Source organism: Methylovulum psychrotolerans, assembly GCF_002923755.1.
Classification (GTDB): Bacteria; Pseudomonadota; Gammaproteobacteria; order Methylococcales; family Methylomonadaceae; genus Methylovulum; species Methylovulum psychrotolerans.
In genome coordinates, this window is the sequence record NZ_PGFZ01000003.1 from 355,471 (window position 1) to 381,910 (window position 26,440).

General features: G+C 52.1%; 30 protein-coding genes. 15 read left to right on the plus strand and 15 right to left on the minus strand.

The annotated features are described in order from the left end of the window. Positions 1-19: 19 nt before the first annotated feature. Entirely contained in the window at positions 20-655 is a 636-nt protein-coding gene (locus tag AADEFJLK_RS09645) for a DUF7003 family protein (RefSeq protein WP_103974090.1), read from the minus strand. A gap of 238 nt (positions 656-893) precedes the next feature. Then, on the minus strand, positions 894-1,625 hold the full coding sequence (locus tag AADEFJLK_RS09650; protein WP_103974091.1) for a L,D-transpeptidase family protein: 732 nt from the start codon (positions 1,623-1,625) through the stop codon (positions 894-896). A gap of 358 nt (positions 1,626-1,983) precedes the next feature. Between AADEFJLK_RS09650 and AADEFJLK_RS09660 the strand changes: the two genes are divergently transcribed. The 6 genes from AADEFJLK_RS09660 to AADEFJLK_RS09685 all read left to right on the plus strand — a co-directional run bounded on the left by AADEFJLK_RS09660 (position 1,984) and on the right by AADEFJLK_RS09685 (position 5,694). Beyond that, positions 1,984-2,655 carry a DUF1294 domain-containing protein gene (locus tag AADEFJLK_RS09660; RefSeq protein ID WP_103974093.1) on the plus strand — a complete coding sequence of 224 codons (672 nt, stop codon included), beginning with the start codon at positions 1,984-1,986 and terminating at the stop codon, positions 2,653-2,655. A gap of 90 nt (positions 2,656-2,745) precedes the next feature. Continuing rightward, positions 2,746-3,510 carry an SDR family oxidoreductase gene (locus tag AADEFJLK_RS09665; protein ID WP_211299186.1) on the plus strand — a complete coding sequence of 255 codons (765 nt, stop codon included), beginning with the start codon at positions 2,746-2,748 and terminating at the stop codon, positions 3,508-3,510. A gap of 54 nt (positions 3,511-3,564) precedes the next feature. Next, positions 3,565-4,047, plus strand: a complete 483-nt coding sequence (locus tag AADEFJLK_RS09670; RefSeq protein WP_103974094.1) for a hypothetical protein — start codon at positions 3,565-3,567, stop codon at positions 4,045-4,047. 41 nt (positions 4,048-4,088) lie between these two features. After that, entirely contained in the window at positions 4,089-4,895 is an 807-nt protein-coding gene (locus AADEFJLK_RS09675) for a hypothetical protein (RefSeq protein WP_146054552.1), read from the plus strand. Between the two features lie 60 nt (positions 4,896-4,955). Next, positions 4,956-5,195: a winged helix-turn-helix transcriptional regulator gene (locus tag AADEFJLK_RS09680; protein WP_282957360.1), complete on the plus strand. Its 240-nt coding sequence runs from the start codon at positions 4,956-4,958 to the stop codon at positions 5,193-5,195. A gap of 100 nt (positions 5,196-5,295) precedes the next feature. Next, entirely contained in the window at positions 5,296-5,694 is a 399-nt protein-coding gene (locus tag AADEFJLK_RS09685) for a GFA family protein (protein WP_103974097.1), read from the plus strand. 48 nt (positions 5,695-5,742) lie between these two features. Here AADEFJLK_RS09685 and AADEFJLK_RS09690 read toward each other — a convergent pair whose 3' ends face one another. After that, complete coding sequence (locus AADEFJLK_RS09690; protein ID WP_103974174.1) at positions 5,743-6,291, minus strand: NUDIX domain-containing protein; 549 nt, start codon at positions 6,289-6,291, stop codon at positions 5,743-5,745. 113 nt (positions 6,292-6,404) lie between these two features. Between AADEFJLK_RS09690 and gmk the strand changes: the two genes are divergently transcribed. After that, the gene (gene gmk / locus AADEFJLK_RS09695) at positions 6,405-7,019 is read left to right on the plus strand and encodes a guanylate kinase (RefSeq protein ID WP_103974098.1); all 615 of its coding nucleotides are present in this window, start codon (positions 6,405-6,407) and stop codon (positions 7,017-7,019) included. 42 nt (positions 7,020-7,061) lie between these two features. Next, positions 7,062-8,375 (plus strand): 30S ribosomal protein S12 methylthiotransferase RimO, encoded by a 1,314-nt coding sequence (gene rimO, locus AADEFJLK_RS09700; protein ID WP_088620594.1) that lies wholly within the window; start codon positions 7,062-7,064, stop codon positions 8,373-8,375. A gap of 114 nt (positions 8,376-8,489) precedes the next feature. Here the strand turns inward: rimO and AADEFJLK_RS09705 are convergent, their stop codons facing one another. The 3 genes from AADEFJLK_RS09705 to AADEFJLK_RS25860 form a co-directional block, all read right to left on the minus strand. After that, positions 8,490-8,663, minus strand: coding sequence for a hypothetical protein (locus AADEFJLK_RS09705; protein WP_198328295.1), 174 nt, complete (start codon positions 8,661-8,663; stop codon positions 8,490-8,492). Between the two features lie 590 nt (positions 8,664-9,253). After that, the gene (locus tag AADEFJLK_RS09710) at positions 9,254-11,146 is read right to left on the minus strand and encodes a DCC1-like thiol-disulfide oxidoreductase family protein (RefSeq protein ID WP_103974099.1); all 1,893 of its coding nucleotides are present in this window, start codon (positions 11,144-11,146) and stop codon (positions 9,254-9,256) included. Positions 11,147-11,304: 158 nt separating this feature from the next. Further along, positions 11,305-11,436, minus strand: coding sequence for a hypothetical protein (locus tag AADEFJLK_RS25860; protein ID WP_269766569.1), 132 nt, complete (start codon positions 11,434-11,436; stop codon positions 11,305-11,307). A gap of 333 nt (positions 11,437-11,769) precedes the next feature. Between AADEFJLK_RS25860 and AADEFJLK_RS09715 the strand changes: the two genes are divergently transcribed. Together AADEFJLK_RS09715 and AADEFJLK_RS09720 are read left to right on the plus strand one after the other, a co-directional pair. Further along, positions 11,770-12,159 carry an Hsp70 family protein gene (locus AADEFJLK_RS09715; RefSeq protein ID WP_088620818.1) on the plus strand — a complete coding sequence of 130 codons (390 nt, stop codon included), beginning with the start codon at positions 11,770-11,772 and terminating at the stop codon, positions 12,157-12,159. A 106-nt stretch (positions 12,160-12,265) separates the two neighbouring features. Next, positions 12,266-12,643, plus strand: coding sequence for a hypothetical protein (locus AADEFJLK_RS09720; protein ID WP_332455530.1), 378 nt, complete (start codon positions 12,266-12,268; stop codon positions 12,641-12,643). A 74-nt stretch (positions 12,644-12,717) separates the two neighbouring features. Here AADEFJLK_RS09720 and AADEFJLK_RS09725 read toward each other — a convergent pair whose 3' ends face one another. Then, positions 12,718-12,906 carry a DUF2970 domain-containing protein gene (locus AADEFJLK_RS09725; protein WP_088620816.1) on the minus strand — a complete coding sequence of 63 codons (189 nt, stop codon included), beginning with the start codon at positions 12,904-12,906 and terminating at the stop codon, positions 12,718-12,720. A gap of 100 nt (positions 12,907-13,006) precedes the next feature. On the opposite strand from AADEFJLK_RS09725, the gene metH reads away from it, so the two are divergent. After that, on the plus strand, positions 13,007-16,675 hold the full coding sequence (gene metH / locus AADEFJLK_RS09730; RefSeq protein ID WP_103974100.1) for a methionine synthase: 3,669 nt from the start codon (positions 13,007-13,009) through the stop codon (positions 16,673-16,675). A gap of 57 nt (positions 16,676-16,732) precedes the next feature. Further along, positions 16,733-17,155 (plus strand): type II toxin-antitoxin system HicB family antitoxin, encoded by a 423-nt coding sequence (locus AADEFJLK_RS09735; protein WP_103974101.1) that lies wholly within the window; start codon positions 16,733-16,735, stop codon positions 17,153-17,155. 17 nt (positions 17,156-17,172) lie between these two features. Here the strand turns inward: AADEFJLK_RS09735 and AADEFJLK_RS09740 are convergent, their stop codons facing one another. Further along, on the minus strand, positions 17,173-17,415 hold the full coding sequence (locus tag AADEFJLK_RS09740) for a hypothetical protein (protein ID WP_103974175.1): 243 nt from the start codon (positions 17,413-17,415) through the stop codon (positions 17,173-17,175). A 116-nt stretch (positions 17,416-17,531) separates the two neighbouring features. Between AADEFJLK_RS09740 and AADEFJLK_RS09745 the strand changes: the two genes are divergently transcribed. Further along, a complete protein-coding gene (locus tag AADEFJLK_RS09745; protein WP_103974102.1) occupies positions 17,532-18,839 on the plus strand; it encodes an AAA family ATPase in 1,308 nt (435 codons plus the stop codon). Between the two features lie 520 nt (positions 18,840-19,359). Continuing rightward, a complete protein-coding gene (locus AADEFJLK_RS09750; RefSeq protein ID WP_103974103.1) occupies positions 19,360-19,731 on the plus strand; it encodes a hypothetical protein in 372 nt (123 codons plus the stop codon). 30 nt (positions 19,732-19,761) lie between these two features. Here the strand turns inward: AADEFJLK_RS09750 and AADEFJLK_RS09755 are convergent, their stop codons facing one another. From AADEFJLK_RS09755 to bioF, 7 genes are all read right to left on the minus strand, one after another. After that, a complete protein-coding gene (locus tag AADEFJLK_RS09755) occupies positions 19,762-20,283 on the minus strand; it encodes a GNAT family N-acetyltransferase (RefSeq protein ID WP_103974104.1) in 522 nt (173 codons plus the stop codon). Between the two features lie 21 nt (positions 20,284-20,304). Further along, entirely contained in the window at positions 20,305-21,471 is a 1,167-nt protein-coding gene (locus tag AADEFJLK_RS09760) for a hypothetical protein (RefSeq protein WP_088620812.1), read from the minus strand. Positions 21,472-21,823: 352 nt separating this feature from the next. Continuing rightward, complete coding sequence (gene bioD / locus AADEFJLK_RS09765) at positions 21,824-22,492, minus strand: dethiobiotin synthase (protein ID WP_103974105.1); 669 nt, start codon at positions 22,490-22,492, stop codon at positions 21,824-21,826. Then, entirely contained in the window at positions 22,489-23,268 is a 780-nt protein-coding gene (bioC, locus tag AADEFJLK_RS09770) for a malonyl-ACP O-methyltransferase BioC (protein ID WP_103974106.1), read from the minus strand. Before bioC ends, bioD begins: the two co-directional genes overlap by 4 nt. After that, on the minus strand, positions 23,258-24,034 hold the full coding sequence (bioH, locus tag AADEFJLK_RS09775; protein ID WP_103974107.1) for a pimeloyl-ACP methyl ester esterase BioH: 777 nt from the start codon (positions 24,032-24,034) through the stop codon (positions 23,258-23,260). The genes bioC and bioH overlap by 11 nt, the downstream gene beginning before the upstream one ends. Positions 24,035-24,424: 390 nt before the next feature. Continuing rightward, on the minus strand, positions 24,425-24,646 hold the full coding sequence (locus AADEFJLK_RS09780) for an AbrB family transcriptional regulator (protein WP_103974108.1): 222 nt from the start codon (positions 24,644-24,646) through the stop codon (positions 24,425-24,427). 64 nt (positions 24,647-24,710) lie between these two features. After that, positions 24,711-25,874, minus strand: coding sequence for an 8-amino-7-oxononanoate synthase (bioF, locus tag AADEFJLK_RS09785; RefSeq protein WP_103974109.1), 1,164 nt, complete (start codon positions 25,872-25,874; stop codon positions 24,711-24,713). A gap of 139 nt (positions 25,875-26,013) precedes the next feature. Between bioF and AADEFJLK_RS09790 the strand changes: the two genes are divergently transcribed. Next, entirely contained in the window at positions 26,014-26,232 is a 219-nt protein-coding gene (locus tag AADEFJLK_RS09790; RefSeq protein ID WP_103974110.1) for a hypothetical protein, read from the plus strand. Positions 26,233-26,440 lie beyond the last annotated feature (208 nt).

Below are 26,440 nucleotides of genomic sequence, written 5' to 3' on the forward strand. Positions count from 1 at the left end.
AAAACTACGCTGGATATGCTTACTTAGGATACCAATGCGACCAATGGCTGTTGGCTAAATGGGTCGGTATAGTGACACTGGGGTCGCCGCTCGCCAACCGCCGCGCCAGTGCCGGAAAAGTGGTGGTGTGGCTTGGGAATAGGTCAAAATCAGGATGCTGCCATTCGTCCAGAGTGATAATTTTCTCCAGCCCCGCCGGAACAAATCTTTGATATTCTTCGGGTTGGGCGAAAAGTTGTTCTTTATAATCGTCCAACAGGGCGACGCACACACAGAACCCTAGCTCCAGTTGTATTTGCAAATCGAGGGGAATTGTCAGCGAATCCACCGCCACCTTACGCCCACGGACAACAATACTCTCTACTACTTGGTCGTCCTCCTCGGTAATGACTTCCCCCGGTACAAAATATCGGTCATCCTGATACCCTTGCTGATTGGCGGGTAAAGTATTGCCGACCAGTTCCACCAAAGTCGCCAAGCCTTCGGCAGACGGCCACCAGACAATAGAGTTAAACATCAATAGCCAGCGCGTCTCATCACGGAAACCGACGAGGCGGGAGGCGACATAATCCACATTCATATTGCCGAAACACGGCAGATAATCATCTTTATGCGCCCGATCTAAGTCGGCTAAAATCAATTGTTCATCCAGCATGGTTCTTGGTCCGATAGTGTTGCGGCACGGGGATAACCCAAAGCCAATGACAAAAAACTTAATCTCATGGCGTAGGAACAAACGCCGAAGCCAAGCCTCTTGCCGCCCTAAAACTACTTTTGGCGAACTATACAATAAAAAAACGCGTAATGAAATAAAGTATTACCAAAAATATACACCAATACCTTGCAAAATAACCTATTTCTCCGGCTCTAGCGCGTTAAAAATCACCCGACAATCAACCTACCGTCCGTCGGAACTGGCGGAAGTATCCAGTCAGGTGTTGGTATAATTCCGCCACCCAAGGCGGCTGGGCGTGGTTAGGCAAGGCCTTGAGGCGCGGGTCGGACGGGGCGATGGCGACGGCGATATTGGTTTTGCCGATGGTCGCCGCCAATACGAACAACTCCTCAATCGCCTCGTCGCCCATCGCCAAACAACCGACCGATTGGGCTTTGCCGTGGATAAAGATATTGCTGCCGGGCTGGTGGCGTTGTTCGGCGGCGGCGTGTTGCAAATCGAAAGCGTTAGGGTAGTTGAGCTTCATCGACAAATGGAAGGCGCTGTTGGGGTTTAGCCCTGCTATGCCATAAAACCCCTCCGGCACTTGCCGATCCCCTTCCAGGCGTTTCGGCCCTGCCGTGCCGCTTAAGGCTTTAATCGGGTAAGTGCGGATGAACGCCCACCCTGCTGGGGTTTGCGCCCATAGTTCCAGAGTCGCGCTGTCCTTAATGCCCAGCAAGGCAATTTTCGGCGGCGGATAAGCCACCCCCGCCGCCTGAAAATACGGCTCTAACCGCGCCCGCGCCGGCTCGCCGTAGTCCGCCAGCACCCCTTCCACCGTTTGTTTAATACCCGTCATATCCTGATACACCGGCACCCAAAGCGACCGCCCATAAAATACCAGCCCGGCAAGTGCCGCCAGGCCGATAAGCCCTACCCCGATAAGAAAACGCCATTTTTTCGACATGCCAGTTATTGAGTGTATACATTATTATCGTGAGGCCGGAGCGCGGGCATCTTGCCCGCTCTTGCGGGCAAGATGCCCGCGCTCCCCGCTTTTGCCAAGCTAAAAACCACTTTTCGCAGACTATACAACAAAAAAACCAGTAATAACATTAATTATTACTATCTATGCAAGCGGTGCCTTATAAGTGCCATTGGGCAATCTGTTGATATTAAAGCTAAAAAACGTAAAGGAGCCGCACTTAAGCGGGATGGCCGCTGTGCTGTTACCTTAGGCGGCATTGCCCGTTTTGCGCCTTACCGCTATGATTAGGGCTTACAAGACAAGTCTGTCCGCTTAGCCAGACTAACAACGGGGGAGTATGAGATACACAGGGCAACTGGATACTTGGCAAGACGATAGGGGCTTTGGTTTTATTAGGCCTGATTTGGGCGGTGGGCGGCTGTTTGTCCATGCCACTGCTTTCCAAAACCGCTTGCGCCGCCCCGCAGTGGGCGATATTGTTTCTTATGAGATAGTTGACGATGGCAACGGCAAGCGGCAAGCCTTAGTGGTGGTGTATGCAGGCGAACGGCTGCGGCAGGTGCAGTCATCGGTGCGTCCACGCGAGCTGATGATTGTCGGGCTCGTGGCGGCGGCTTTCCTGTTGGCTGTGGTTTGGCTGGGCAGGTCGGGGCAGTTGCCTTGGCCATTGGTTTGGCTATACTTAGGCGCGAGCCCAGTGGCTTTTGTAATGTATTGGCTGGACAAATCGGCGGCGCGGCGCGGGCGTTGGCGTACCCAAGAAAGCTCATTATTGCTGTGCGGTTTAGTCGGCGGTTGGCCGGGTGCGTTCGTGGCGCAACGCTTGTTCCGGCACAAATCCGCCAAACTCCCCTTTCAGCTCTGTTTCTGGGCGACAGTGCTGGTCAATATCGGTGCGCTAGGTTGGGCGTTAAGTCCGGCGGGTGTGGGCAAGTTGTCTGTGTTAATAGCGGCCAGCAGGGAAGCGCTACTGCGGATGCTCAAATTATTGCTTATTTTGTTGCAATAACAAAGGACAGTAAGGGTTATCCTATAAACCTGACAGATAATATGGCAAATTTTTTTGTTTTCAACAAGTGCAACTACCCAAGAGGATTCAATGATGGCTGATGATTATACGCGCATAGCAATTGTAACTGGCGCGACCTCCGGTATTGGTGAGGCTACGGCGCGGAAGCTGGTCGCTTCCGGTTTCGGCGTGGTCGGCAGTGGCCGTAATGCTGCCAAATTGGCCGAACTTGAGCAAGAGCTGGGGGCGGCGTTTTGCGGGGTGGCGGGTGATGCCGCCGATCCGGCGGTGATCGGGCAATTGTTCACCAGTGCATACAGCCATTTTGGCAAGCCCGCTGATATTGTGGTCGCCAACGCCGGGCGCGGCTTGGGCGGGTCGGTCAAGGATGCCGATTTGACGCAATTTGCCGACGTGGTCAACATCAATATCACCGGCACACTGGCCTTGCTGCAAAAGGCCGCGCAGGACATGCTGGCTTGGCAACAACCCGCTTACCCAAAATCGGCGGCGGATATTGTCATTGTCGGTTCGGTGGTCGGACGGAACGTTTCGCCGTTTAGCGCGGTTTATGGTTCGACCAAGTTCGCCGTCCATGCTTTGGCCGAAGGGCTGCGGCGCGAGGTGGGGCCTAAAGGTATCCGCGTTTCGCTGGTGGAGCCGGGGATTGTGCTGAGCGGCTTCCAAGCGGCGGCCAATTACAGTGACGAGATGGTGCAGGGCTTTGAGGATAGGTGGGGGCCGTTGTTAATCGGCGATGACGTGGCCAATGCCATTCACTACATCGTCACGCAACCGCCGCATGTGCATATCAGCGACATTATGATCCGCCCGACCCGTCAGGATTATCCTTAATAGGGCAAAAACATCCTACTCCTTGGTAGCCAAAATCCACTACAAAGAGGCATTATGCTTAAGCATCTGTTATTGATAGGGCTGTTATTCTCCGGCACTTGTGCCGCTAAAGACATTACCTATAGCACTTATGAAAACGGGGCGGCGGAGTACTCGGTCGCCATTCCTGACGGCATCTTATACGGCCAAGGCGAATCCGGCAACCACATGGGGCAAGTGTTCAAGTCGGAGGACATGGATGCGGTGTTGTTTACCTACGGTGAGGGTAATATCGATGACAAAGGCATTGACGCGTTATTTTTTGATGCCTTACACCCGGACGATAAGGCAGAGCGGGTATTTGTCTATCAGGCGAAAGGTGACGACTGGTTTGTGGTCACGGGTTTTTATAAACAGGAGGTGTTTTATCAAAAAACCTTGGTTAAAAAGGATAGCTTACTGAAGACGATCTATTTTACCTACCCCAAGGCAAAAAAGGCATTGTATGACAAGATTACCAGCCATATCGCCAAGTCTTTTAAGAATTGGTATGAATGAGCAAGGCGCGTTTAATCCACTTTTTATGCCAAGGAAATAAAATGAAAAATAGCCGGATTGGGTTATTCTCCTTAAAGCCAATTAGAAATCATCAATCAACGCCCAACTGTACGCGGTTATTGGTATTTGCTTTGTTAGCGGTGCTGGCCCCGTCTAGCCATGCCGAATGCGAAATGTATAAGATGCTAGACTTGCCGCCCATCAACGTGCCCAAACTGGCGATGCACGGCAATACGGCGGCGGCGTTTGTGCCCGCCCAGTGGCGGCTGGTGGACAAGGTCGAGAGCGATTTTAACGGCGACAAGCTCGCCGATTTGGCTCTGGTCATTGTCGGCACCGACCCCCGCAACATTTTTAAGCATGATTGCCCTGAATCGCCTGATTTGGAGGACGTAGACGCTAACCCCCATGGCCTGATTGTCGCACTCCGGCAACAAGGCGGTTATCGGCGGGTGGCGCAAGACTTCGTCCTGATCCCGCGCCCGCAGAGTATGGAAAACGATCAGCCTTATGACTCATTGGCGGTCAAAAAAGGGGTTTTACATCTGGTTTATAACGATAACCCCTCATGGCGGCCAAGGGTGGATACCCGCACCTACTTGTTCCGCTTTGAAAAAGGCTGCATGAGGCTGATAGGCCTTGAAGGGAAATATTTAGAAGGCCCTTACATAACGGCTACGGTCAGCACCAACTTCTTGACCGGCAAAACCATCAGCTCTTCCGTCAGTGAACACACGCCGTACTCGGAACAAACGCATAAGCTCAAATCCAACCCGCTGTACTGCCTAGGCAACAACAAGATGCCGGAAGCGTTTAAAGAAGAGATGGGGGAGGACAGCTTCCAATAGGCATCATCAGCTAACGTTAAGATTGTTAACCTAGTCCCGTTTAAAATAGCCCAAAAAGCCCTGCCGGGTTTGACCACCCGCGTGCAGAATTATTATTTTGCCAGAATGATGGCCTTGGGGATTATTGACAAAACCATCTATGCCGAAATGCCGCCGCGCGTGGAGTATTATTTGACCGACTACGGGTTGCGCATTTTTGAGATACTTAAATATATTAAAGCCGTGCAAAAGGATATTGAAGCGGAGCTTGAGCTGGAAAATGCCGAAGGGTTGGGTACTTTTTTGACTGTTAGGGATTAAAAAACCATCGGATTTATTTTTTAAACAAAGGTTTCTGCTGCGGCCATTTGGTGGCGGCACTGCCTTTACCGTTCATTAAACCTTAGTGGAGGAAAATACAATGTATAAAGGCAGTTGTTTGTGTGGGGCAGTGCAGTATGAGCTTCAAGGTGATTTAGGGGCTGCCGTTTATTGCCATTGTTCGCGCTGTAGGAAGGCCAGCGGGTCGGCGTTTGCTTCTAACGCGCCAGTGTCCGCAGCCTTATTCAGGCTGGTCGAAGGTACGGATCAGCTCAAAGCCTTCAGTACGCCGGAAGGGGTACACCGCTATTTTTGTTCAGTATGCGGGTCGCCGATCTACAGCCAACGCGAGCAATTCCCTGACGTGCTGCGGTTGCGGCTGGGTACTTTGGACACCGTTATCAGCCAAGGCCCGCAAGCGCACATCTATGTTGGCTCAAAAGCGCAGTGGTACGACATCCACGATGATTTACCCCAACATCCCGAACGGGCGGTTTAGGCGTTGCCATTACTGGCTCACCCGCTCTCTGGTTTGGGTAGCGGGGCTTTACGCCAGCCCCAATTTTTTCGCCGCAATCAACACCCCAATCACAGTCAAACTGTCCTTCACCTCGTTACGGTAAACCATCCCCAGCAATTCGCTAAAGGGGATTTTTTTCACCACCAGTTCTTCGGTCTCTTCCGGTTCGGCTTCGCCGAAGCTTAGCCCGGTCGCCAGATAAATATAGGCCCGCTCGTTGGTAATGGAGTTGCTGGTGTTAAATTCATAAATCATCTCCCAGTTTTCGGCGCTGATGCCGGTTTCTTCGGCCAGTTCGCGCTGGGCGGAGGCCAGGACGGTGGCGGCTTTGTTGCCGCCGCCTTCGGGGATTTCCCAGCTATATTCTTCCAGCGGGAAGCGGTATTGGCCGACGATGTAGGTGTTGCCTTCGCTGTCTATGGGGATAATGCCGATGGCCCAGTTTTTAAAGTCCACGGTGGCATACATGCCGGGAGTGCCGGTGGGGGTGATGACATCGTGGTAGTCTATGCGTATCCACGGATTTTCGTAGATCAGCTTGTCGCTCAGGATTTGCCAGGGGCCGCGTTTGGTCATGGTGGGTATCAGGGTAGGGTGAGTGGGCACAGGCATTCTTTAATGCTGTGGTTACGCGCTATTGCGTATAAAATAGGCGGTTAGTATTTTGCTTTTTTCGCTATTAGGTTTTCATGACAATCGGCACCCTTTACATTATTGCCGCACCGTCGGGTGCGGGCAAAACCAGTTTGGTCAAACAACTGGTGGCGGATACCGCCAATCTGACCGTGTCCATCTCCCATACCACCCGCGCGATGCGTCCGGGCGAGACGGACGGGCAGGATTATTATTTCGTGTCCGTGGCCACGTTTCAAGCCATGCTCGCCGGGCAGGCCTTTTTGGAACACGCGCAAGTGTTCGATAATTTCTATGGCACGGCCCGGCAGACGGTGCAGGATAACCTTAACCAAGGCTTGGACGTGATTTTGGAAATCGACTGGCAGGGGGCGCAGCAGATTAAGCGCCTGCTGCCCGACAGCCTCGGTATCTTTATCCTGCCGCCGTCCATTGCCGTGCTGGAGCAACGCCTGCGCGGGCGCGGTCAGGATGACGAAGCGATTATCGCCCGGCGGATGCGCGATGCGGTCGCCGAAATGAGCCATTACCGCGAGTTTGATTATCTGGTGGTCAACGATGACTTTGCCCTGGCTTTGCAGGAGCTAAAAAGCATTATTACCAGCCAACGGTTGCTGCGCGTCCGGCAAGAGCAGCAATGCCAGGCTTTATTGGCGGCGTTGCTGTCTTGATCCCCTTTTTTATTTTCCCTACCGCTTAACTTTAATACATTTATGACATATACGCCAACAGTGGGTTTTATCAGTTTAGGTTGCCCTAAAGCCCTGGTCGATAGCGAGCGCATTTTGACCCAATTGCGCACCGACGGTTACACCATTTCCCCCACTTATCAAAATGCCGATCTGGTGGTCGTCAATACCTGCGGCTTTATCGATGCGGCGGTGGCGGAGTCTTTGGACAGCATCGGCGAGGCTTTGGCGGAAAATGGCCGGGTTATCGTCACGGGGTGCTTGGGGGCGCGTGAGGATGAGATCCGGGCGCGGCATCCGCAAGTGCTGAAAGTTACCGGAGCCCATGCCATTGACGAGGTGGTGGCTTCGGTGCGCGAGCATTTGCCGCCGCGCCATGACCCGTTCACCAGCCTGTTGCCGCCCCAAGGCGTTAAGCTGACCCCTAGCCATTATGCCTATCTGAAAATCTCCGAAGGCTGTAACCACCGCTGCACGTTTTGCATTATCCCATCCATGCGCGGCGATTTGGTCAGCCGTCCGGTCGATGATGTGCTGGTGGAGGCCGAGCGTTTGGCGCAAGCGGGCGTTAAAGAATTGCTGGTGGTGTCGCAAGACACCAGTGCTTATGGCTTGGATGTCAAATATCAGCCGCGTGACTGGCGCGGGCGCAGTGTGCAAACCCGGTTTTACGATTTGGCCGAAGCCTTGGGCGATTTGGGTATCTGGGTGCGGATGCACTATGTTTACCCCTATCCGCATGTCGATGACGTGATCCCCTTGATGGCGGCGGGCAAGATATTGCCGTATTTGGACATCCCTTTCCAACATGCCAACCCGCGCATTTTAAAGCTGATGAAGCGTCCGGCGGCGAGCCAGAACAATCTGGAACGCATTAAGGCTTGGCGGAGTGTTTGCCCCGACATTACCTTGCGCAGCACCTTTATTGTCGGCTTTCCTGGCGAAACCGAGCAGGACTTTACCGAATTATTGGATTTTTTAAGCGAAGCCCAGTTAGACCGGGTCGGCTGTTTTGCCTATTCGCCCGTGCGCGGCGCTGCCGCTAACGATTTGCCGGATGCGGTGCCGGAAGCATTGAAACAAGAACGTCTGGCGCGGTTTATGGCGCACCAAGAGGCCATCAGTGCGCAGCGTCTGCAACAGCGGGTCGGGCGGATTGAGACGGTGTTAGTGGATGAAGTGGTCGAAGAAGGGGCGGTCGCCAGAAGCCGCGCCGATGCGCCGGACATTGACGGGCAGGTGTTTATTGACGGGGCCACGCACCTGAAAGTCGGTGATTTTGTCCAAGTCGAGTTGGAAGAGGCCGACGAGCATGATATGTGGGGGCATTTGGTGTAGGTGGTTCTGGGGGTTATTGCCCTGATCGGCGTGCAAAGGCTTTAGCCTTTGCACGATGGCTTATCCGTGCGTATGCCCTGCGAAAGTCGGCCACCACTTCTAAAGCCAATTATCCTAAACCCTATCTTGCCGCTTATCAGCTTGGCAAGCCAACAGCCTATAACCTTCAATGCGTTCGGCGATTATCTCTTTAATGGCATGGTCTTCACAGGCTTGAAGCAGACCCTGTTCGGCAAGAAAATCATCAAATGTCTCGTCGCTTACGCTGCTTTTTTTGCATTGTTCCATCACATTACCTCCCGTGCCAGATTAAATACTCGATAATCAATTTTTTCATAAAGCCACCTCTATAGTGGGCAAGATTAGTGAAGAGCTAAGGCTTATCAAAGTGGACGGCTCCCTCCCCTGATGGGGAGGGAGACGGACTCCGTTACAATTTATTGTTTTTAATTAACTTATTCATATTTTCAATATCCGGTAGCTGAGCTATTTATCCGAATGTTAAAAACTTGAACATCAAGAAATAGAAAATAGATGCGCACTTATTTTTTGGTTTGTCACCAAGACCGCCGCTTTCCGCCAGGCGAAAAAAAACCCAGCCCGAGGGCTGGGTTTTTTTTTGCTTCAAAGCGTTTGCTTACAGTTCGATTGAACTAGAAACTTTTTGTTTTGAACCATCTGGATCATCCATACAGCCAGACAAGCCAACAACCATCAATGCCATAGCCAAAAGTGCTAGAATTTTTTTCATAATATTATCCTCCAAAGGGGTTTAACTTATTTTATTTATTGTGCGTCAATGTATGAAAGCACGGGCAATTTATATCATGGCTCAGGGATTCATGCAATAATTAAAGTCATTTGCTTTATTGGCCGCTTTACAGCGAATTGATATTATTGGGCAAATCAACGGCAATCACATTGTTCGTCCATTTGGCCGAACCGATAGGAACCCACGGCGCGGCAAAGTTTTGGTGCAGTTGGTCGTATACCCAATGGTTGGGGGCGTTAATTTTCTTAAGTTGGATATGAAAAACGGTGTTATTGAGGTTTAAGCCTAGCTGATGCCCCCAAAATGCCGTCACTTTCATGATGAATTTTTCTAGCCGGACATTGTTGATGGTCGGTGTCACCGCAATGTTTGCCCACATCGAATGTACCCGCCCCCAATTGGGCGCGAGCAAGCGGCCTTGTTCGTTGACGAACGGCAGCCATTGCTCCTGCCCTTGCGCATCGGTGTAGGTGATGGCGACAATCCGGTCGTAGCCGGAAAAATGGTCGTGCAGGTACAGCGCGTGCGGGGCGATGCCTAAAAAGGTTTGCGACAGCTCCAGCACGGCGTTACTGCCTTTGGCCATGATGTTGGTGACGGGGTTTTGTGTCGTGTCGATGTCCAGCCGGTAGACAATGCCGTAGTGGAAGGTGCTGTTCAGTTGCAGCAGTACGATGGCGGTCAGGATTTTGCCCAGTTTACGGGTAAAGGCTTTGGGTTTGGTGTTGGCCAAACCGACAAAGTAGCGTTGGTAAGCGGTGGTCTCGGTAAAAGGCGGGCTGACCAGGCAGGTGCTAGTGCATTCAACCCGCGCCCGGGTGTCGGCAATAGCGCGGTATTGTCGGGTCGCCAGTAAGTGAATGCCCGGCAGGCGCAAAATAAGCCCCATAGGGGCTAGCCAGCGCATTTTTACCAAGATTTGGCTATAAGTGTCCACTCCAGAATAAAGTCGCCCCTGGCCGTCCACAGCGAATAAATCCGTCAATAGGGTTTGCGGGCTGAGCGCGGCCAGGGCGGGGTAGTTGGCGGCATGGTCTTGGGCGTTTTTAAAGTCGATGCACTTGAAGATGTCCAAGTGGTTCAGGGTCAGCACGGTGCGGTTACACAAGGGGCATTGCTTGTCATAAAACACCGTCAGTACGGGTTGGGCGGCGCATAACCAGCGGCCCACTGTCCGCCACACCGAAAACGGCACCAGCAGGGTGTAAAATGCCAGCATCCCCAAGCCGAACGGGTAGATGTTCAGCGACAGGGTGATGCCTAAGTGTATGGCCATGCCGACCAGCAGGTAGACGGGGCGTAGGCGGCGTTGGTGGAAACCGAAAATAAAAGTGAACTGGAACACCAAAATGGTGTAGCCGATGGTCTTTTCCAGCCATTCGTTATTGAGCAGCCAAGACATATCCAAGGCCGAGACATAGTAAGGCTGGGTCGAGGGTAGCCATGAGCCTAAGCCGTTGCGCCAGTGTTCGGCGAACAGTTTGTGGATGGCCGAATCAAAATACAAAAAGCCCAGGCAGATCATGACCGGCACATAATAGGCCAGCACCGACACGGTGGCCGGGGCGTAGTGTTGGTACGGCACGAACGGGGTGCTGAGCTTGCGCCTCAGGTTGTCCAAGGAAAAAGCCCGCTCGCCCGGCATAAACAGCAGGAAGAAGTTAGCGCCGATCATAAACAGGTCGAAGCCGCCGTCAAAATCGCGCTGCATGGGCGTAAAATTGACGAATACCAGCCAGAATAGGTAGTTACTGAGCAAGGCGGCCTGATAGCGGTAGCCGACGGTGACGGCGCAGGCGACCAAGCCCCACAGGCATAAAAACAGCGGGATGGTCGGAAATTCGACATCAATGAACGGGATGGGGTCGAAAATCAGATGGTTAAAGTAAAACAGGAAAATAATTTCTTGTAGGGTAACCAAGCCGTAGGCGATACGGAACAAGCCTATGCCGGTGGCAGGGACTTGCTTGGCAAGTAAGGCGGGGAGTTTAGGCAGCATCAGTTAGGCATTCCGGCATTTTGTGAAAAAATGACGAATTGTAGAATAAAACGCTAAACTGTGGGGTAAATATTTGGCAGGGGCTAAACGTACTAAGGCCGTTAGCCTGTCATCAGACGGCTAACGGCCTTAAAGTATGGCGGGATTTTGTTGACGGCTTATTTTTCGTCGTCTGGATGCTCAGCAAATACCCATTTGACTAACGCATAAATAGCACCAATAACTACAACCGCGCCGACCATGCCAGCTGGCTCTTTTAACATTGAAGTGAGATCTAAGATGAACCCCATGGATGTCCTACCTGTAATTTTTTGTATTTTAGAAATTGCTAGTTTGAATAGCAAATGGAAGCTACATGATACTTTAGGCGTAATTAAAGTCAAGCGCTAATTGCCCCTTCATGATGAGATTAGCCCATAAAACCTATAGAGTTACGGGCATTTTTTGGCCGTGGGGCAGGGGTCTATAAGGCCTATATGCCTTGCCGGAAAAACCTTAGCCCTTATAGGTTTTGTTGCGCGGCGTAGGCAATTCTTGCCGATTGAAAATTTAAAGCTCGATAGCAAGTGTGGTATAGTTTAAACTTCTCGTTTCACGCAGATCATGTTATGAGGACAAGAAAAATGATAAAAAAATATATGAAGATACTGCCGTTTGCCGCCCTGTTAATGGCATTTTCCGTTCATGCCGATGTTGCATTAAAAGATAATTCGGAGATATTAGGAAAATGGAATTTATACGCTGAAGCGTCGAAGCTTGACGGTGAGAAAAAAGCGGTAAAAGTGGAGTGGGATTTCAAAGCCGACGGTATCCTCAACACAACGGCCACCGATTCGGTGGGCCGGACGAAGGAAATGAAAATAGCCATTAAGTATGCGGTCGAAAATGGCGAAATTAAAAAGCAGACCAAACTCGGACAAGAAAAATACGAATCGTGCAAAGTCATCAGCAAAGAAGGCTCTGAGATGATTATTAAGTGTCCGTTCTTGTTCTATTTTTTAACAAAAATATAAAACTTTACATAAGAAGGGTGTAGCTATGATTGGTGCAATAGTAATGATTTTTGCGGTGATATGGATTTACCAGTCAGGAATCAAGGCAAAAACAAGCAATATTTTCATGTGGTTAGGTATTTGTGCAGGCGTGTTTTTAGCGTCGCAAATCCTATTGTATGATGTCAACATTTACCTTGCCGACTTGCTGGTTTCTTCTGACAGCGGCAAAGATGTGTCCACCGCAGGTTATGAGCGCGATCTGACCAGTGTTGGCGACCGGAAAAACCAAGAAGGCTTCCAAACGACAGGCGGCACGTTTTTGTCGGTCTTTATGGAACTGATGCCGCCTTTGGTCGGTTTCCTGATTTTGGCGGTTATCCGTTTGAAATTCGTCACCAAAGAAAGCTTTTCTGTGCCTAATCTGTTCAGCGGCATTAGCGAAATGGTTGCAGGTGCGGCCAAAGGCGCGGTTGATTCCGTCAAAGAAGGCGTTAAAAAATAAGCCGCCGTTATTGACGGAACGCCCCTAAAAGCCCAGGCAGTGCTTGGGCTTTTTAGTTTGTGGGGTTTGGGGCCTTAACCCAGCACCGCCGAAACGACAAAGATAAGCGTTCCGATAAAAAGTACCGTAAACACGATGCCGGCGATGATGTAGGTTTTTAACGAGCCTTCGGTAAAATCCCTTTCTCTGTTCGCCTTACTCTGTACGCCGATAAATGCCGATAAAACGCTTTTGATTATGTCGATGCCGCTTGGTTTTGTCATTGTCACCCTCCTAAGCTGTAAAAATAATAGTGTTTGCCGCATTTTTGCGTAATCATTATACGCTGTCATCCAAAAAATTCTTGCTAACCCTTATCCGCACATGAAATCAGCACAGTTAAAACAGTTATTATCCCAAAGAATTTTATTTCTCGATGGTGCAATGGGCACGATGATCCAAAGCTATAAGCTGGAAGAAAAGGACTATCGCGGTAGCCGTTTTGCCAATTGGGAGGTGGATTTAAAAGGCAATAACGACTTATTGACCCTGACCCAGCCGGACATTATAAAAGCCATACACAGCGCGTATTTTGCCGCAGGTACGGATATTGTCGAAACCAATACCTTTAACTCCAACAGTATCGGCATGGGCGATTACCGCATGGAGGCCTTGGTTTATGAGCTCAACTTGGAAGGGGCGCGGCTGGCGCGGGCGGCGGCGGACGACTACAGCCATGACAAGCCGCGCTTTGTCGCGGGCGTGTTAGGCCCTACCAGCCGCACCGCGTCGATGTCCCCGGATGTCAATGATCCGGGCTTTAGGAACATTTCCTTTGATGAACTGGTGGAGACTTACACCGAAGCGACCCGTGGCTTGGTGGATGGCGGTGCGGACATTATCCTGATCGAGACCATTTTCGACACCCTTAACGCCAAAGCCGCCGCCTTTGCCGTCGCCAATGTCTTCGACACCTTGGGCTATAAGCTGCCAGTGATGATTTCCGGCACGATTACCGACGCGTCGGGGCGGACGCTATCCGGCCAAACCGTCGCCGCTTTTTGGCATTCGCTCAAGCATATCGAACCGATTGCGTTCGGCTTTAACTGCGCCTTGGGCGCGAAAGAACTGCGCCAATACATTGCCGAATTGTCCGGCATCGCCGACACGCATGTTTCCGCCCACCCGAACGCGGGCCTGCCGAACGAGTTTGGCGAATACGACGAATCCCCCGAAGCCATGGCGAAAGAGCTGGACGAATGGGCGGCGAACGGCTTTTTAAATATTATCGGCGGCTGTTGCGGCACGACCCCCGCGCACATTAAGGCGATTGCCGATGCGGTGCAAAAACACCCGCCGCGCCTTATCCCCGACCTGCCCAAGCAGTGCCGTTTAGCCGGGCAAGAAGCGATGAGCATCGGCCCTGACAGCCTGTTTGTCAATGTCGGCGAACGCACCAACGTCACCGGCTCGGCGGCGTTTAAAAATTTGATTATCAAAGGCGATTACGAAGCCGCGTTAAGCGTGGCAAGGCAACAAGTCGAAAACGGGGCGCAAATTATCGACATCAACATGGATGAAGGCATGTTGGAATCGAAGGAGGCGATGGTGCGGTTTTTGATGCTGATCGCCGCCGAACCCGACATCGCGAAAGTGCCGATTATGCTCGACTCGTCCAAATGGGAGATTTTGGAGGCGGGGCTAAAATGTATCCAAGGCAAGGGCATCGTCAACTCCATTTCCATGAAAGAGGGCGAAGCCGCCTTTATCCGCCACGCCAAACTGGTCAAACGCTACGGCGCGGCAGTGATTGTCATGGCCTTTGATGAAGTCGGCCAAGCCGACACCCAAGCGCGTAAGGTCGAGATTTGCCAACGCGCTTATAAAATCTTGGTCGAACAAATCGGCTTCCCGCCCGAAGACATTATTTTCGACCCGAACATCTTCGCCGTCGCGACTGGCATAGAAGAGCACAACAATTACGGGGTGGATTTTATCGAAGCCACCCGCGTCATCAAACAAACCCTGCCTCACGCACTGATTTCCGGCGGCGTGTCTAATGTGTCGTTCTCGTTCCGTGGCAATAATCCGGTGCGTGAAGCCATCCATGCGGTGTTTTTATACCACGCTATCCAAGCGGGTATGTCGATGGGTATTGTTAATGCCGGGCAATTGGCGATTTATGAAGACATTCCGCTGGATTTGCGTGATGCCGTCGAAGCCGTGATTTTGAACAGCCATGACGGCAGCGGTACGGAAAAATTGCTGGAATTGGCGGAAAAATACAAAGGCGACGGCAGCACCAACGACGTGAAGCCGGAAGAGCTGGAATGGCGCGGTTGGCCAGTCAGCAAACGTTTGGAACATGCCTTGGTCAAAGGCATCACCGACTTTATCGACGAAGACACCGAAGCGGCACGGTTAGAAGCCGAACGCCCCTTGCACGTCATTGAAGGGCCGTTAATGGACGGTATGAACGTGGTCGGCGATTTGTTCGGCGCGGGCAAAATGTTCTTGCCCCAGGTCGTCAAATCGGCGCGGGTTATGAAAAAGGCCGTGGCTTACCTGATGCCGTTTATGGAAGCCGACAAAGCCGCCGGGGATCGGCAAACCAACGGCAAAATCCTCATGGCGACGGTTAAAGGCGATGTCCACGACATCGGCAAAAACATCGTCGGCGTGGTTTTGCAGTGTAACAATTACGACGTGATTGATTTGGGGGTGATGGTGTCCGCCGAAAAAATCCTCCAAACCGCACGGCTGGAAAAAGTCGATATTATCGGCCTCAGCGGCCTGATTACGCCCTCGTTGGATGAAATGGTGCATGTCGCCAAAGAAATGCAGCGTCAAGGCTTTACCATCCCGCTGATGATCGGCGGCGCGACCACTTCCCGCGCCCACACCGCCGTAAAAATCGAACCCCATTACACGGGCGCGACGCTGTACGTTACCGATGCTTCCCGCGCGGTTGGGGTTGCCAGCAATCTGTTGAGCAACGAGCTGAAAGACGAGTTTATCAGCAGCACCCGCGCCGAATACGAACTGGTGCGCGAGCGCCATAAAGGCAAAGAGTCCAAAACCAAACAACACAGCATCGCCGTCGCCCGCGCCAATAAGTTTACGGTCGGTGCGCACCTGCCCGTCAGACCGCGCTTTTTAGGCCTAAAAGTCCTTGAAGACGTGGCGTTGGCGACTTTGGCGGAATTTATCGATTGGTCGCCGTTTTTCCAAACCTGGGAAATGGCCGGCAGTTACCCGAAAATTTTGGAAGATGCCGTGATCGGCAGCGAAGCCCGGCAACTGTTTGCCGATGCCCAAGCTATGCTCAAGCAAATTATTGACGGGCAGTGGCTAGGTTGCCGTGCCGTTATCGGCTTCTTCCCCGCCAACAGCGACGGTGATGATGTGCTGGTCTATACCGACGAGAGCCGTACCGAGGTGCTGGAAACCCTGCACCATTTGCGCCAGCAAAACGTCAAAGCCCCAGGCCGGCCCAATTACTGCCTGTCGGACTTTATCGCCCCCAAAGACAGCGGGGTTGCCGATTATGTCGGTGGTTTTGCGGTCACTACGGGTATCGGCATCGAAAGCAAATTACAAGAATTTGCCGATGACCATGACGATTACAAATCCATCATGCTCAAAGCCTTAGCCGACCGCCTTGCCGAAGCCTTTGCCGAGTATCTGCATTTGCGGGTGCGTAAAGATTATTGGGGCTATGCCGAAGACGAAAACCATGCCAACGAGGATTTAATCAACGAAGCCTACCAAGGCATCCGCCCCGCCCCCGGCTACCCGGCTTGCCCCGACCATACCGAAAAGGCCAAACTGTTCGCCTTGCTGGATGTCACCGCCCACACCACCATCGAACTGACCGAAAGCTTCGCCATGTACCCCGCCTCAGCCGTCAGCGGCTGGTACTTCGCCCATCCTGACGCGCAGTATTTTAACGTCGGTAAGATTGATAAGGATCAGTTGCAGGATTACGCACGGCGTAAGGGTATTGCTGAGGAGGTGGCGGAACGGTGGTTGGCGGCGCATTTGCATCATTGAGGGCGGGGGGCGTTGTATAGCCACGGTTCAGTTTGACCAGAAGATAGGGGTAGCAATATGTTCTGTTATCCCGCCGTCCTTGAACAAGACCCCGATACGGGAACCATTATGGTTTCTTTCCCCGACTTGCCCTTTGCCCATTCGGTCGGCGAAGATGAAGCCGAAGCGTTGCTCAATGCCGAAGCGGCGTTAGTGACGGCTTTTGAAATCTGCGAAGCGCAGCGGGAGACGATGCCTATGCCTTCTGTTGCGGCATCAGGCCAAGTGTTGGTTAATTTGCCTGTGATCGTGGCGGGCAAAGTCGCCCTTTACAACGCCATGCTGGCCGAATCCAAACGTAAGGCGGATATGGCGCGGTTACTGAATATCGCGCCGATGCTGGTGGACAGGTTGCTGTCATTTCGGCATAAAAGCCGGATAGAGCAGATTGAAACGGCGTTGGCGGTATTGGGGCGGCGGTTGGTGGTGGGGGTGATGTAGCGGCTAAGTTAAGGGCTTTAGAGTTTCCCTACCGCCAAACTATCTTCCAAAACACCTGCATCCGCTATGCCATAGCCTTGGCCGAACTGTTCGGTCAGGCGGGTTTTAAAGCCGTCAAAATCCAAACCCGCGAGATAGGCGGCACGGGCAAAGCTGATTTTTTTAGCGTGGTACAAGCTGGCGGCTAAAAAGAACTCGGCGGCGTGATGGCCTAGCGGTTGTAATATGTCGTCAAATTCTGGCTGATGCTGTAAGTGCATGGTTTTTCCTGGGTTGTACGCCAACGTGCTGACGGCTGGGCATAAATAGGGTATAACTGACCGATCTTATCTTAATCTTATCGCGTTAATTTAACTATACATTCTATAAAAACGCCATGCACACGTTCAAAAATTTTAAAAACCTTGCCGAAGCCAAGATTGATTTGTCTAAGCCGATGACGCTGTTAATTGGGCGTAATGGGTCGGGGAAGTCGAATGTGATTGAAGGTGTGGAACTGTTGGCGGAATTGCTTAAAGGGCGGGCGATAGAAGACATTTCTGATGTCGGGCGGGGCGGGGCTTTTGAAATACGGGGCAATTTGCCCGGCTGTTTCCGGCAAGGTACAGATGAATTTGCCGTCGGTTTTGAAGATAAGCTTATTTTTGACAATAAAGAGCAGCTTATCCGTTACAAGATAACCGCACAGTCAAAACCTAGCCTACACATTAACAAGCAAGCCGTGGTTAATGGTAAGGATTTGCTGGCTTATTTGTCCTCTTCACCTGAGGGTCAAGCCAATGCCCAAACAAATAATGATGCGTTGCTGTTAACAGGCTTAATCGGCGGCTTAGGGCTGTTATCTTCGGAAGACAAAGGCCTCAATAAATTAGGCATCGCCAGTTTGTTATTAACGGCGTTTGCCGCCGCCGAGCAAAATGCTAAGCGCAAGGCTACGCCCCAGCAACCGCCAGCCGATGCTCCAGCGTTGCTAAGCAAGTATGTTGACACTCATGTATTTGACATCTATCCGCGCATTATTAGGGAATATAATCCGGTAGGCCTACAAACTTTAAGCAAAAATGGCTCTAACCTGTCCTCTGTGCTTTACTATTTGCGCCAACAGGCACCTGATGTGTTGGAACGGATTTTAGGGCGTATTCGGCAACTGCCCGAAGAGGCGTTTAGCTGCTTTGAATTTATCACCACTTCTGATAATAACGATGTGCTGTTCGCCTTAAAATATGCCAATGGCGAAACTATTAGCGCAAAATTGTTATCTGATGGCACCCTCCGCGCCTTGGCTATTTTGACGGCCTTAGAAACTGTCCCCGAAGGTTCGCGCATTATCGTTGAAGAAATCGATAACGGTATCCATGCTTCTAGGGTTAATGTCCTGATGGAAGCGATTTGGGAGGCCAGCAACCGCCGCCGTTTGAATACCTTAATCACCACCCATAATCCCGCCACGTTAGATAGCTTAAGCGATGAGCAACTGGATTGCGTGGTGGTCTGCCATTATGACAAAGCCAGCCAATCGGCAAAACTGACCCCATTTTTTGAATTGCCCGATGTGGATGTGCTGCTACAAAAAGGCAAATTGGGTGGCTTAGTGGTGCGCAATGTCATCGAGCAGTATTTAGATCCTGGCTTTGCCCAAGCGCAACAAGACATTGCTTCGGCTTGGTTGGCTTCATGCCAGTGACCAACGCCGTTTATGTGCTAGATACCAGTTATTTGCTTGAACTCGATCATCAAGTTTTTCATAAAGTCACCTCTAAATAGTGGGGAAGATTAGCGGAGAGCTAAGGCTTGTTAAGGTGGGCAACTCCCTCCCCTGATGGGGAGGGTTGGGGTGGGGAGAATAAAATCAATGACTTATGCTCATGGCTAAGAGATTTTAATCAGACTGTTTTTATTTCGTTTAATGAAAAAAGCCTTATTTAGATTCTCCCCACCCCATCCCTCTCGGCAACTGCTCCTGCGTTGCTCTACCTCCTGCATCCATGCAGTCGCCCATCAGGGGAGGGGGACGAATTCCATTGCAACTTTTTGTTTTTACTTAATTAAAATACTAATCCAATATCTAGTGGCTAAGTTGCTTATTCTAATATTAAAAACTTGATGATCGAGTTGAATATTATAAAGTGGGTAGGCATTACCGAGAGGATGCTCATCGGGAGATATGGCAGCGGTTTAGCACGGCGGTAACCAACCGAAACCGCTTGTATATTCCGGTTCCGGTCATTTTTGAATTGGCGAACCATATCGCCCATGTAAATGATGGGGGGCAGCGGCAAAAGCTTGCCGTCCAGTTTGTTAATGATGTGCAAAATAGCCTGTCTAACGGTTCGCCTTTTCAGGTGGTGCCGTGCCAGGATTTTCAATCTATTGAAGACTTGCTGGGCAATTTGCAGCAATTCGCCGCTGAATATGCCGGACAGGGCTTAGGGTTAACCGATACTTCGGTCTATTTACAGGCACAACAGCTTTATCGGGATTACCAAAAATTTAAAAAGTTTACGGTGCATATTTGGACGCGTGATCAAGCCTTAAAAGCGCGTGAGCCGGATAAGGAAGAATATCCTTTTGTTTGAGTTAAGGCTATTGTTTCGGATTGCTTAGGTTTAATCGCTCCGAGTTGAGAGACCTGTTTTCACCATCTTAACCAACTCAAACGCCGCGCCGTTTGACAATATATGGCTGTATCTTTTGCATTCAGAAAAACCGCGCTGTCGGTAAAAAGGCTCGCCTACTAGCGTTGCCGTCAGGTATAGCGTCTTAATGCCGTGACGTGCACAGTCACGCTCGCAGCGGTTAAGGAGCTGGGTGGCGATGCCTTGGCGGGCGAACTCAGGATGCACGAAAAAGCTGCGTATTTCTGCCTGTTCTGGGTGGGCACTATCCTGTGCCCAGCCGCCACAGGCAATAATAGCCGTTTCTAGTTTGGCGACAAAAAAGCGGCCTGTGATGATGAGTTCTTCTAACCCGCCGATGAGTTCCAAAGCCGTTGCAATAACGGGTTTGGGGTAATACGGCGCTTGCAGTGTCTGGGCGGAGGCGGTCATCAGCGATTGGATGGCAGGGACATCTTGCCAACAGGCGGTATGGATGTTCAGCGTCATAATCCTTGTTTGGCTTTTGGCCATTATTTGCCCATTTTCAAGCCCTTACTTAGGAGGTGCCGATGGTATGTCATTAACCGTTGGGTTGGCGGTACTAGGTGTGCGTAAACTTTTAGTCCACTCTTTAATCCGATCAATTCCCGAATCGAACAGCGAAAAAGCCACTTCGATGCTATAGCCCATCGTTAAGGACATGAGGGTCAGGTTTAAGTTAAAGCCCTGGGTCTCGTTAGCATCGGCGGAGATGAAGATGCCGCTGATGGCCCCTAACAGGCCGCCCAAGCAAAGGCGCATGGTCATCATGCCGTGCGGCGACGGCGCGTAGCTGTTAGTGGCCAGTTGGAATAAGGTATGGCGGGTCACATAAGCGGTCGCGCCGATAAAGCCCAGCAATAACGGTAAAACGTATCGGGACAGCACGGTATAGGTTGCCGAGGCATATTTGCGCTCAAGGGCGACGCAGCGCAGTAAATCGGCATTCTCCAGGTCGATAGTGTCCCGATAACGGGCGCAGCTTTTGAGGGTGTTGAGCGTTGACTCGCTGAGGGTCAGAAAGCCCAGGCGTTCCAAAGGCATGACCAAATCGCTCAAAGCGTGTGACGCGGCATCAAGCTTTAAGTAAAGCGTCAAAATTTCGTTGCGTATTTGTAAGTTTTGGTTGGCTGGGGACTGTTCGTTGAGCAAAAGCTCGGCAGTCTTTTGCGCTTTTAGGTCGTCAAGCAATTGTGAGGAATGGGTCAGGGTTTCAGACAGCAACGCAATGTAACACTGGCTGACGACATAAAAACTGACGAACATCAGCAAACAAAAAGTGATGACACCCAAATCTTGTTGGCAACGTTTCACTAACAGGCTTTTGTGTGAATTCAGGCCAAAAAAACGTATAAGCTTTGCCGTTAGGGTTTTTTTCTCGCTGGCAGTGTCCTCAACGGTAGCCGCCGTATTTTTAAGCCCGTCGGCAATTTGGATGCTCACATCGGTAACGGGGCTGATTAACTGCGACAGTTGCGCATAAACCGTCCACAACAAAATTTCCGTCTCGGCGGAAAAGTCTTCATGGCGGGTGTATAGCGACTTAACGCTGCGGTTGATAAGATCCTCGCTCACGGTAATCTGCGGATTGCCAATGGCATAGCGTAGCATACGGCCTACCGTTTCTTGGGCTTGGCGGATTCTTGCGGTGTGGTGGTCGGCTTTTAGATAGGCGTTCATACTATTTCGGCAAAATGGGGGGGTAGGACGGCCTTAAATAAAAATAGCGCGTATTGTTAGGTGTTGGCGGGCAAACAACACGGTTGCTTGGGGCTGATTTTAAGGGGAGAGAAGCCGTAAGGAGATAAATCCCCGGCTTTGGCTAGATTATAGGAGGGCTTAAAACACTTTGGTAGTGAATAATTCACATTTTGAAAAATAAATTTGTTAAAATTTTAGCTTGCCGCTATTACTTGGCCAGCAAGCCACGGTATTCTTGCGTGACGTGGCCTGTAATGATGAGCGTCCCACACCTGTGAATACTTACCTTTTTATCAAAAAGCCTCTTAAGAAATAGGGGAAATCATTCAGGCTACCGCAAGCCCGGTGTTATCAGCCCCGCCAAGCCGACAAAATCCGCCGTTGCTTGATACGGCAATACGCCTAAGAGCGGGCTAGGTAAGGCGGCTGCTAGGGTGGCGATGTTGGCTTCGCGTTGGCGCATGGTGGCATCGTTGCAGACGGCTAGCCAGCCTGCGCAGGGTAGGCCGGAGAGGGTAATGGCTTGGTGGCTGAGTTTGGCGTGGTTGATGCAGCCTAGGCGGATGGCGACCACCAAAATAACGGGCAAGCCTAGAACAAACGCTAAGTCGCTGATGTCGTGTTCGGCGTTGATGGGTGCGTACCAGCCGCCCGCGCCTTCCACCAGTACCCTGTCGGCGTGGCTTTGCAGGGTTTGGAAGCGGCTGATGATGGTCTCCATCTGCGCCGGATTAGCCACGCCTGCCAGATGCGGCGAGACGGGTTCTTCGTAGGCGTAGGGGTTAATCAGCGGGTAGGGCAGGGGGCTGGAGGCGTGGTGTTGCAACAGCAGGGCATCGGCGTTTTGCCATTGCCCGTCTTGCCACACGCAACCGGACGCGACCGGCTTCATGGCGGCGACTGTCCGCCCTTGCTGGCGGAAATAGTGCATCAGGGTGACGGTTGCCCAGGTTTTGCCGACATCGGTGTCGGTGCCGGTAATAAAATAGCCGTTGTTCATCGGGTCGCACTCACGATAAAGACTTCAAAAGTGGCGGTAATGCCGGAGGGTTCGGGGTTGGGCGGGTACGCCGCCATCATGCGGTGCAGGGCGGTTTTGCTGGTCAGGCGTTTGTTGCGTCCGGGCAATACATTATGCGCCCCAATGTCTTTAAGCTCGCGCATCAGCGCCAATACCGAGGCGTAGTGGGGCTGGTAAATATGGGTGCGGCAAGTGATGTGGCGGAAGCCTGCCTGTTGCAGGCTGGCGATAAGCTGGTCTTGCGTATAAAAATCATTGACATGCGGGTAGCTATCGACCGCCGCCCAGGCGCGTTTTAATTCCTGTAAGGTCTGTGGGCCGAAGGTGCTAAAGCGCAGTTGCCCGTCCGGTTTCAGCACCCGCCGGAGGTCGCCGAACACGGCGTTAAGGTCGCCACACCATTGCAGGGCGAGATTGGAAAACACTTGGTCGATACTGGCGGCGGCTAGGGGCATGGCTTCGGCATCGGCGCATAGGTAGTGTACCTGCGGGTGGGCGGCGAGTTTGGCGCGGGTGGTCTGGAGCATGGCGAGGGCAATATCCAAGGCGATCAGCGGCCCGCACCCGGTTTGGGCTAAGTGTCCGGTTAAAAAGCCCGTGCCGCAGCCGATGTCCAGCACCGTGCCGTGCAGCGTGGCTAAATCGGCGGCCTGTAACAAGGCCATGCCGACTTCGCGCTGTAAATGCGCGACGCTGTCATAGCTGTGCGAGGCGGCGGCAAACGCGTGTCTTACCTGCGCTTTATCAAACATCATGGGCTTCCATAAATGCCATCAGCCGTGTCAAAACCTCGTGCGGGTGCGATAAGAACGGGATATGCGCAGCTTGCGCCAAGACCTGCACTTGGGCGTGCGGTAGCAGTTGCGGCAGGTACTCGCTGAGCGCGACCGGAATCAGGCTGTCTTTTTGGCCGAAAATCGCCAATACAGGCACGTCAACAGCTGCTAAGGCGGCGCGTAAATCGGTGCTTTTTAAAATGTCCAAGCCGCCTTGCAGGGTTTCGCCAGCCGGGGCGGGGCGGGACAGCACGGCGGCTTTTAAGGCTTTGGTCAGTTCTTTGGCGTTAGGCAAGGCCATGACTTGTATGGCTAAAAACCGCAGCAAAGTGGCTTGGGCATCGCTGGCGAGGCTGGCGGCAAAACTGTCCAACACGGTCGGCTGCATCCCCGGCCAAGTGTCTTGGCGCAAAAAACACGGATTGCCCGCGACCAATACCAAGGCGTTGACCCGTTCGGGATAGCGTTGCGCCAACGCGGTCGCCACCGTCGCCCCCAACGACCAGCCCAGCCAGCAACAAGGTTGGTCGGGTAAGGTTTGGGCGAGGGTGTCGACAATAGCGTCTAAGGTGAACGGGCTTAGCGTGGCGCTATGGCCGTGGCCGGGCAAATCGACCAAGGTGACTTGGTAATGGGCGGCCAGCTGTTCGGCAAAGCTGTGCCAGATGCCGCTGTGCATAGCCCAGCCGTGGATCATGACAATCGGCTTGCCAGTGCCTAGGGTTTGGTAGTGGAGGGTTGACAAAGGGGTAGCTTCCTTTCTGAAGGGCTGGGTGGGTTATGGGGTTATAACTCAATCATCAAGTTTTTGATAAAGCCCGCCCTGAATAGGGTAGGGCATTTGTTAAAAACACAAGAGAGTGAGGTAAGACAGCTCCCTCCCCTGATGGGGAGGGCTGGGGTGGGGAGAATAAAATCAATAGCTTATACATATAGCTCAGAGATTTTAAGCAGGCTGTTTTTAGTCCGTTTAATGAAAAAAACCTTATTTTGATTCTCCCCACCCCATCCCTCCCCATCAGGGGAGGGGGACGAATTCCATTGCATTTTGTTGTTTTAATTAAATATAATGGCTCGTCTGTTGCCTAAAACCTGAATTATTTATTTTTAATGTTAAAAACTTGAACATCAAGTGTCAAGCTTCACCTCGTGTCAATGCCATAATCTCCTCAGTAGACATCGCCAATGGCGCTATCTTATGGGCGGTACGGAAACGGCTGGCTGTCGGCGCTGTTTCTATATACCAGCGGCCACTTTCATCTTGCCTGAAGTCTATATCGGTTTCGGCGGGTAAAATACCCATGCTTTCCAGCAGATTGGGCGGAATGGTCACTTGGCCTGTTGCAGTTACTCGCATAGCAAAATCTCCCCTTAGTCAGTAGTGTCTTCATAGTAATGGCCTCTATCAGGAAAAGCAACGCCTAGCCCTGGGCAACACGGATTGCGCCTAGCGCGTCCAGCAAGCCCGCCACCATGGTTTCGTCATGCCCTGCCGATAAGGTGACGCGTAACCGCGCCGTGCCTTGCGCCACGGTCGGCGGGCGTATCGCGCTGACCAGAAAACCCGCCGCTAATAAAGCTTGGCTGTACGCCACGGCCTGCTGGCTGTCGCCGATAATCAGCGGTTGGATGGGCGAATCGGACGGCATGAGCTGTAGGCCTAACTGCGCCGCGCCGCTGCGGAATTGGCGGATGAGCGCCGCCAGTTTGTCGCGCCGCCAAGTGTCGGCTTGCACTAACCGTAAACTGGCGCGGGTCGCTTCGGCGACGGCGGGCGGTAGGGCGGTGGTGTAAATATAAGTGCGGGCGGTTTGGATAAGGGTTTCGATTAATAGCTCAGACCCGGCGACAAACGCGCCGAAGGTGCCGAAGCCTTTGCCTAAAGTCCCCATCAGCACCTGTACATCGTCTTGCCCCAGGCCGAACTGTTCCAACAAACCGCCGCCGTGTGCGCCCAGCACCCCCAAGCCATGCGCGTCATCGACCATCAGCCACGCCTGATGGGCTTTGGCGGTACGCGCCAGCTCTGGTAACGGTGCGGCATCGCCGTCCATGCTAAACACGCCGTCGGTAACGACCAGTTTATTGCCTGCCGCCGCCGCCAGCAACAGCGCCAAGTGTGTGGTATCGGCATGGGCATAGCGCTTGAAGGCCGCGTTTGAGGCGAGGCCACCGTCTAAGAGTGAGGCGTGGTTTAAACGGTCTTCCAGCACCGTGTCGCCGCGTCCGACTAAGGTGGTAATCACCCCGATATTCGCCATATAGCCGGTTGAGAACAATAACGCCCGCTCGCGTCCGGTAAACGCCGCCAACTCTTCTTCTAAAGCATGATGCGCGGTGCTATGCCCGCACACCAAATGCGCCGCGCCACTGCCCACGCCGTAAGCGTCCGCCGCCGTTTTAAAGGCCGCGACCACCGCCGGATGGTTCGCCAGCCCCAGATAATCGTTGCTGCAAAAATTAATGACGCTGCTGCCGTCCAAGTGGAGGCGGATGCCTTGCGGCGAATCGATCACGCGGCGGGAGCGGTAGAGGCCTTGCTCGGCCAGTTGGGTGAGTTTCGCGCTGAGGTGGGTGAAGGCCATGATGTAATTGCGATGGGTAAGCGTACAAGTCGTTGATTGGTTGGCCTTGCGGGCGGCTTATTTTCGGCGTACCGTACCGAAAACGACCCACAATATTATATAATCCGATTATTATCTTTCATTGGTCGGACGGTTATTTATGACCCAATTACTTCAACAAGCCTTTTCAGAAGCTTCCCAATTGCCTGAGCTACAACAAAACATGCTGGCGCAATGGTTAATGGACGAAGTGTTAACCGAAAAGAAATGGGCGGTACTGTTTGCCGAAACAGCCGACGGGTTGGCTGCATTGGCAGACGAAGCGGTGCGCGAGTATCAGCAAGGCAAAACGCAAGTGCTGGATGCGGATGCTTTGTGATTTCGCGGACGACCGAAAAATTCCGGTTATTGTTTGCCCTGTTGCCCGTAGCGATTAAGACCCAAGCTAAAACGGCCTATCACTCGATCATCAAGTTTTTCATAAAACCCGCCCTGAATAGGGTAGGGAATTTGTTAAAAACACAAATGTATAGGGTAAGACTGCTCCCTCCCCTGATGGGGAGGGTTGGGGTGGGGAGAATAAAATC

What these genes read in the sequence shown, in the direction of transcription:
- AADEFJLK_RS09645 (WP_103974090.1), bottom strand. Translation starts at nt 655, where the DNA reads ATGCTGGATGAACAATTGATTTTAGCCGACTTAGATCGGGCGCATAAA.
- AADEFJLK_RS09650 (WP_103974091.1), bottom strand. Translation starts at nt 1,625, where the DNA reads ATGTCGAAAAAATGGCGTTTTCTTATCGGGGTAGGGCTTATCGGCCTG.
- AADEFJLK_RS09660 (WP_103974093.1), top strand. Translation starts at nt 1,984, where the DNA reads ATGAGATACACAGGGCAACTGGATACTTGGCAAGACGATAGGGGCTTT.
- AADEFJLK_RS09665 (WP_211299186.1), top strand. Translation starts at nt 2,746, where the DNA reads ATGATGGCTGATGATTATACGCGCATAGCAATTGTAACTGGCGCGACC.
- AADEFJLK_RS09670 (WP_103974094.1), top strand. Translation starts at nt 3,565, where the DNA reads ATGCTTAAGCATCTGTTATTGATAGGGCTGTTATTCTCCGGCACTTGT.
- AADEFJLK_RS09675 (WP_146054552.1), top strand. Translation starts at nt 4,089, where the DNA reads ATGAAAAATAGCCGGATTGGGTTATTCTCCTTAAAGCCAATTAGAAAT.
- AADEFJLK_RS09685 (WP_103974097.1), top strand. Translation starts at nt 5,296, where the DNA reads ATGTATAAAGGCAGTTGTTTGTGTGGGGCAGTGCAGTATGAGCTTCAA.
- AADEFJLK_RS09690 (WP_103974174.1), bottom strand. Translation starts at nt 6,291, where the DNA reads ATGACCAAACGCGGCCCCTGGCAAATCCTGAGCGACAAGCTGATCTAC.
- gmk (WP_103974098.1), top strand. Translation starts at nt 6,405, where the DNA reads ATGACAATCGGCACCCTTTACATTATTGCCGCACCGTCGGGTGCGGGC.
- rimO (WP_088620594.1), top strand. Translation starts at nt 7,062, where the DNA reads ATGACATATACGCCAACAGTGGGTTTTATCAGTTTAGGTTGCCCTAAA.
- AADEFJLK_RS09705 (WP_198328295.1), bottom strand. Translation starts at nt 8,663, where the DNA reads ATGGAACAATGCAAAAAAAGCAGCGTAAGCGACGAGACATTTGATGAT.
- AADEFJLK_RS09710 (WP_103974099.1), bottom strand. Translation starts at nt 11,146, where the DNA reads ATGCTGCCTAAACTCCCCGCCTTACTTGCCAAGCAAGTCCCTGCCACC.
- AADEFJLK_RS25860 (WP_269766569.1), bottom strand. Translation starts at nt 11,436, where the DNA reads ATGGGGTTCATCTTAGATCTCACTTCAATGTTAAAAGAGCCAGCTGGC.
- AADEFJLK_RS09715 (WP_088620818.1), top strand. Translation starts at nt 11,770, where the DNA reads ATGATAAAAAAATATATGAAGATACTGCCGTTTGCCGCCCTGTTAATG.
- AADEFJLK_RS09720 (WP_332455530.1), top strand. Translation starts at nt 12,266, where the DNA reads ATGTGGTTAGGTATTTGTGCAGGCGTGTTTTTAGCGTCGCAAATCCTA.
- AADEFJLK_RS09725 (WP_088620816.1), bottom strand. Translation starts at nt 12,906, where the DNA reads ATGACAAAACCAAGCGGCATCGACATAATCAAAAGCGTTTTATCGGCA.
- metH (WP_103974100.1), top strand. Translation starts at nt 13,007, where the DNA reads ATGAAATCAGCACAGTTAAAACAGTTATTATCCCAAAGAATTTTATTT.
- AADEFJLK_RS09735 (WP_103974101.1), top strand. Translation starts at nt 16,733, where the DNA reads ATGTTCTGTTATCCCGCCGTCCTTGAACAAGACCCCGATACGGGAACC.
- AADEFJLK_RS09740 (WP_103974175.1), bottom strand. Translation starts at nt 17,415, where the DNA reads ATGCACTTACAGCATCAGCCAGAATTTGACGACATATTACAACCGCTA.
- AADEFJLK_RS09745 (WP_103974102.1), top strand. Translation starts at nt 17,532, where the DNA reads ATGCACACGTTCAAAAATTTTAAAAACCTTGCCGAAGCCAAGATTGAT.
- AADEFJLK_RS09755 (WP_103974104.1), bottom strand. Translation starts at nt 20,283, where the DNA reads ATGGCCAAAAGCCAAACAAGGATTATGACGCTGAACATCCATACCGCC.
- AADEFJLK_RS09760 (WP_088620812.1), bottom strand. Translation starts at nt 21,471, where the DNA reads ATGAACGCCTATCTAAAAGCCGACCACCACACCGCAAGAATCCGCCAA.
- bioD (WP_103974105.1), bottom strand. Translation starts at nt 22,492, where the DNA reads ATGAACAACGGCTATTTTATTACCGGCACCGACACCGATGTCGGCAAA.
- bioC (WP_103974106.1), bottom strand. Translation starts at nt 23,268, where the DNA reads ATGATGTTTGATAAAGCGCAGGTAAGACACGCGTTTGCCGCCGCCTCG.
- AADEFJLK_RS09780 (WP_103974108.1), bottom strand. Translation starts at nt 24,646, where the DNA reads ATGCGAGTAACTGCAACAGGCCAAGTGACCATTCCGCCCAATCTGCTG.
- bioF (WP_103974109.1), bottom strand. Translation starts at nt 25,874, where the DNA reads ATGGCCTTCACCCACCTCAGCGCGAAACTCACCCAACTGGCCGAGCAA.
- AADEFJLK_RS09790 (WP_103974110.1), top strand. Translation starts at nt 26,014, where the DNA reads ATGACCCAATTACTTCAACAAGCCTTTTCAGAAGCTTCCCAATTGCCT.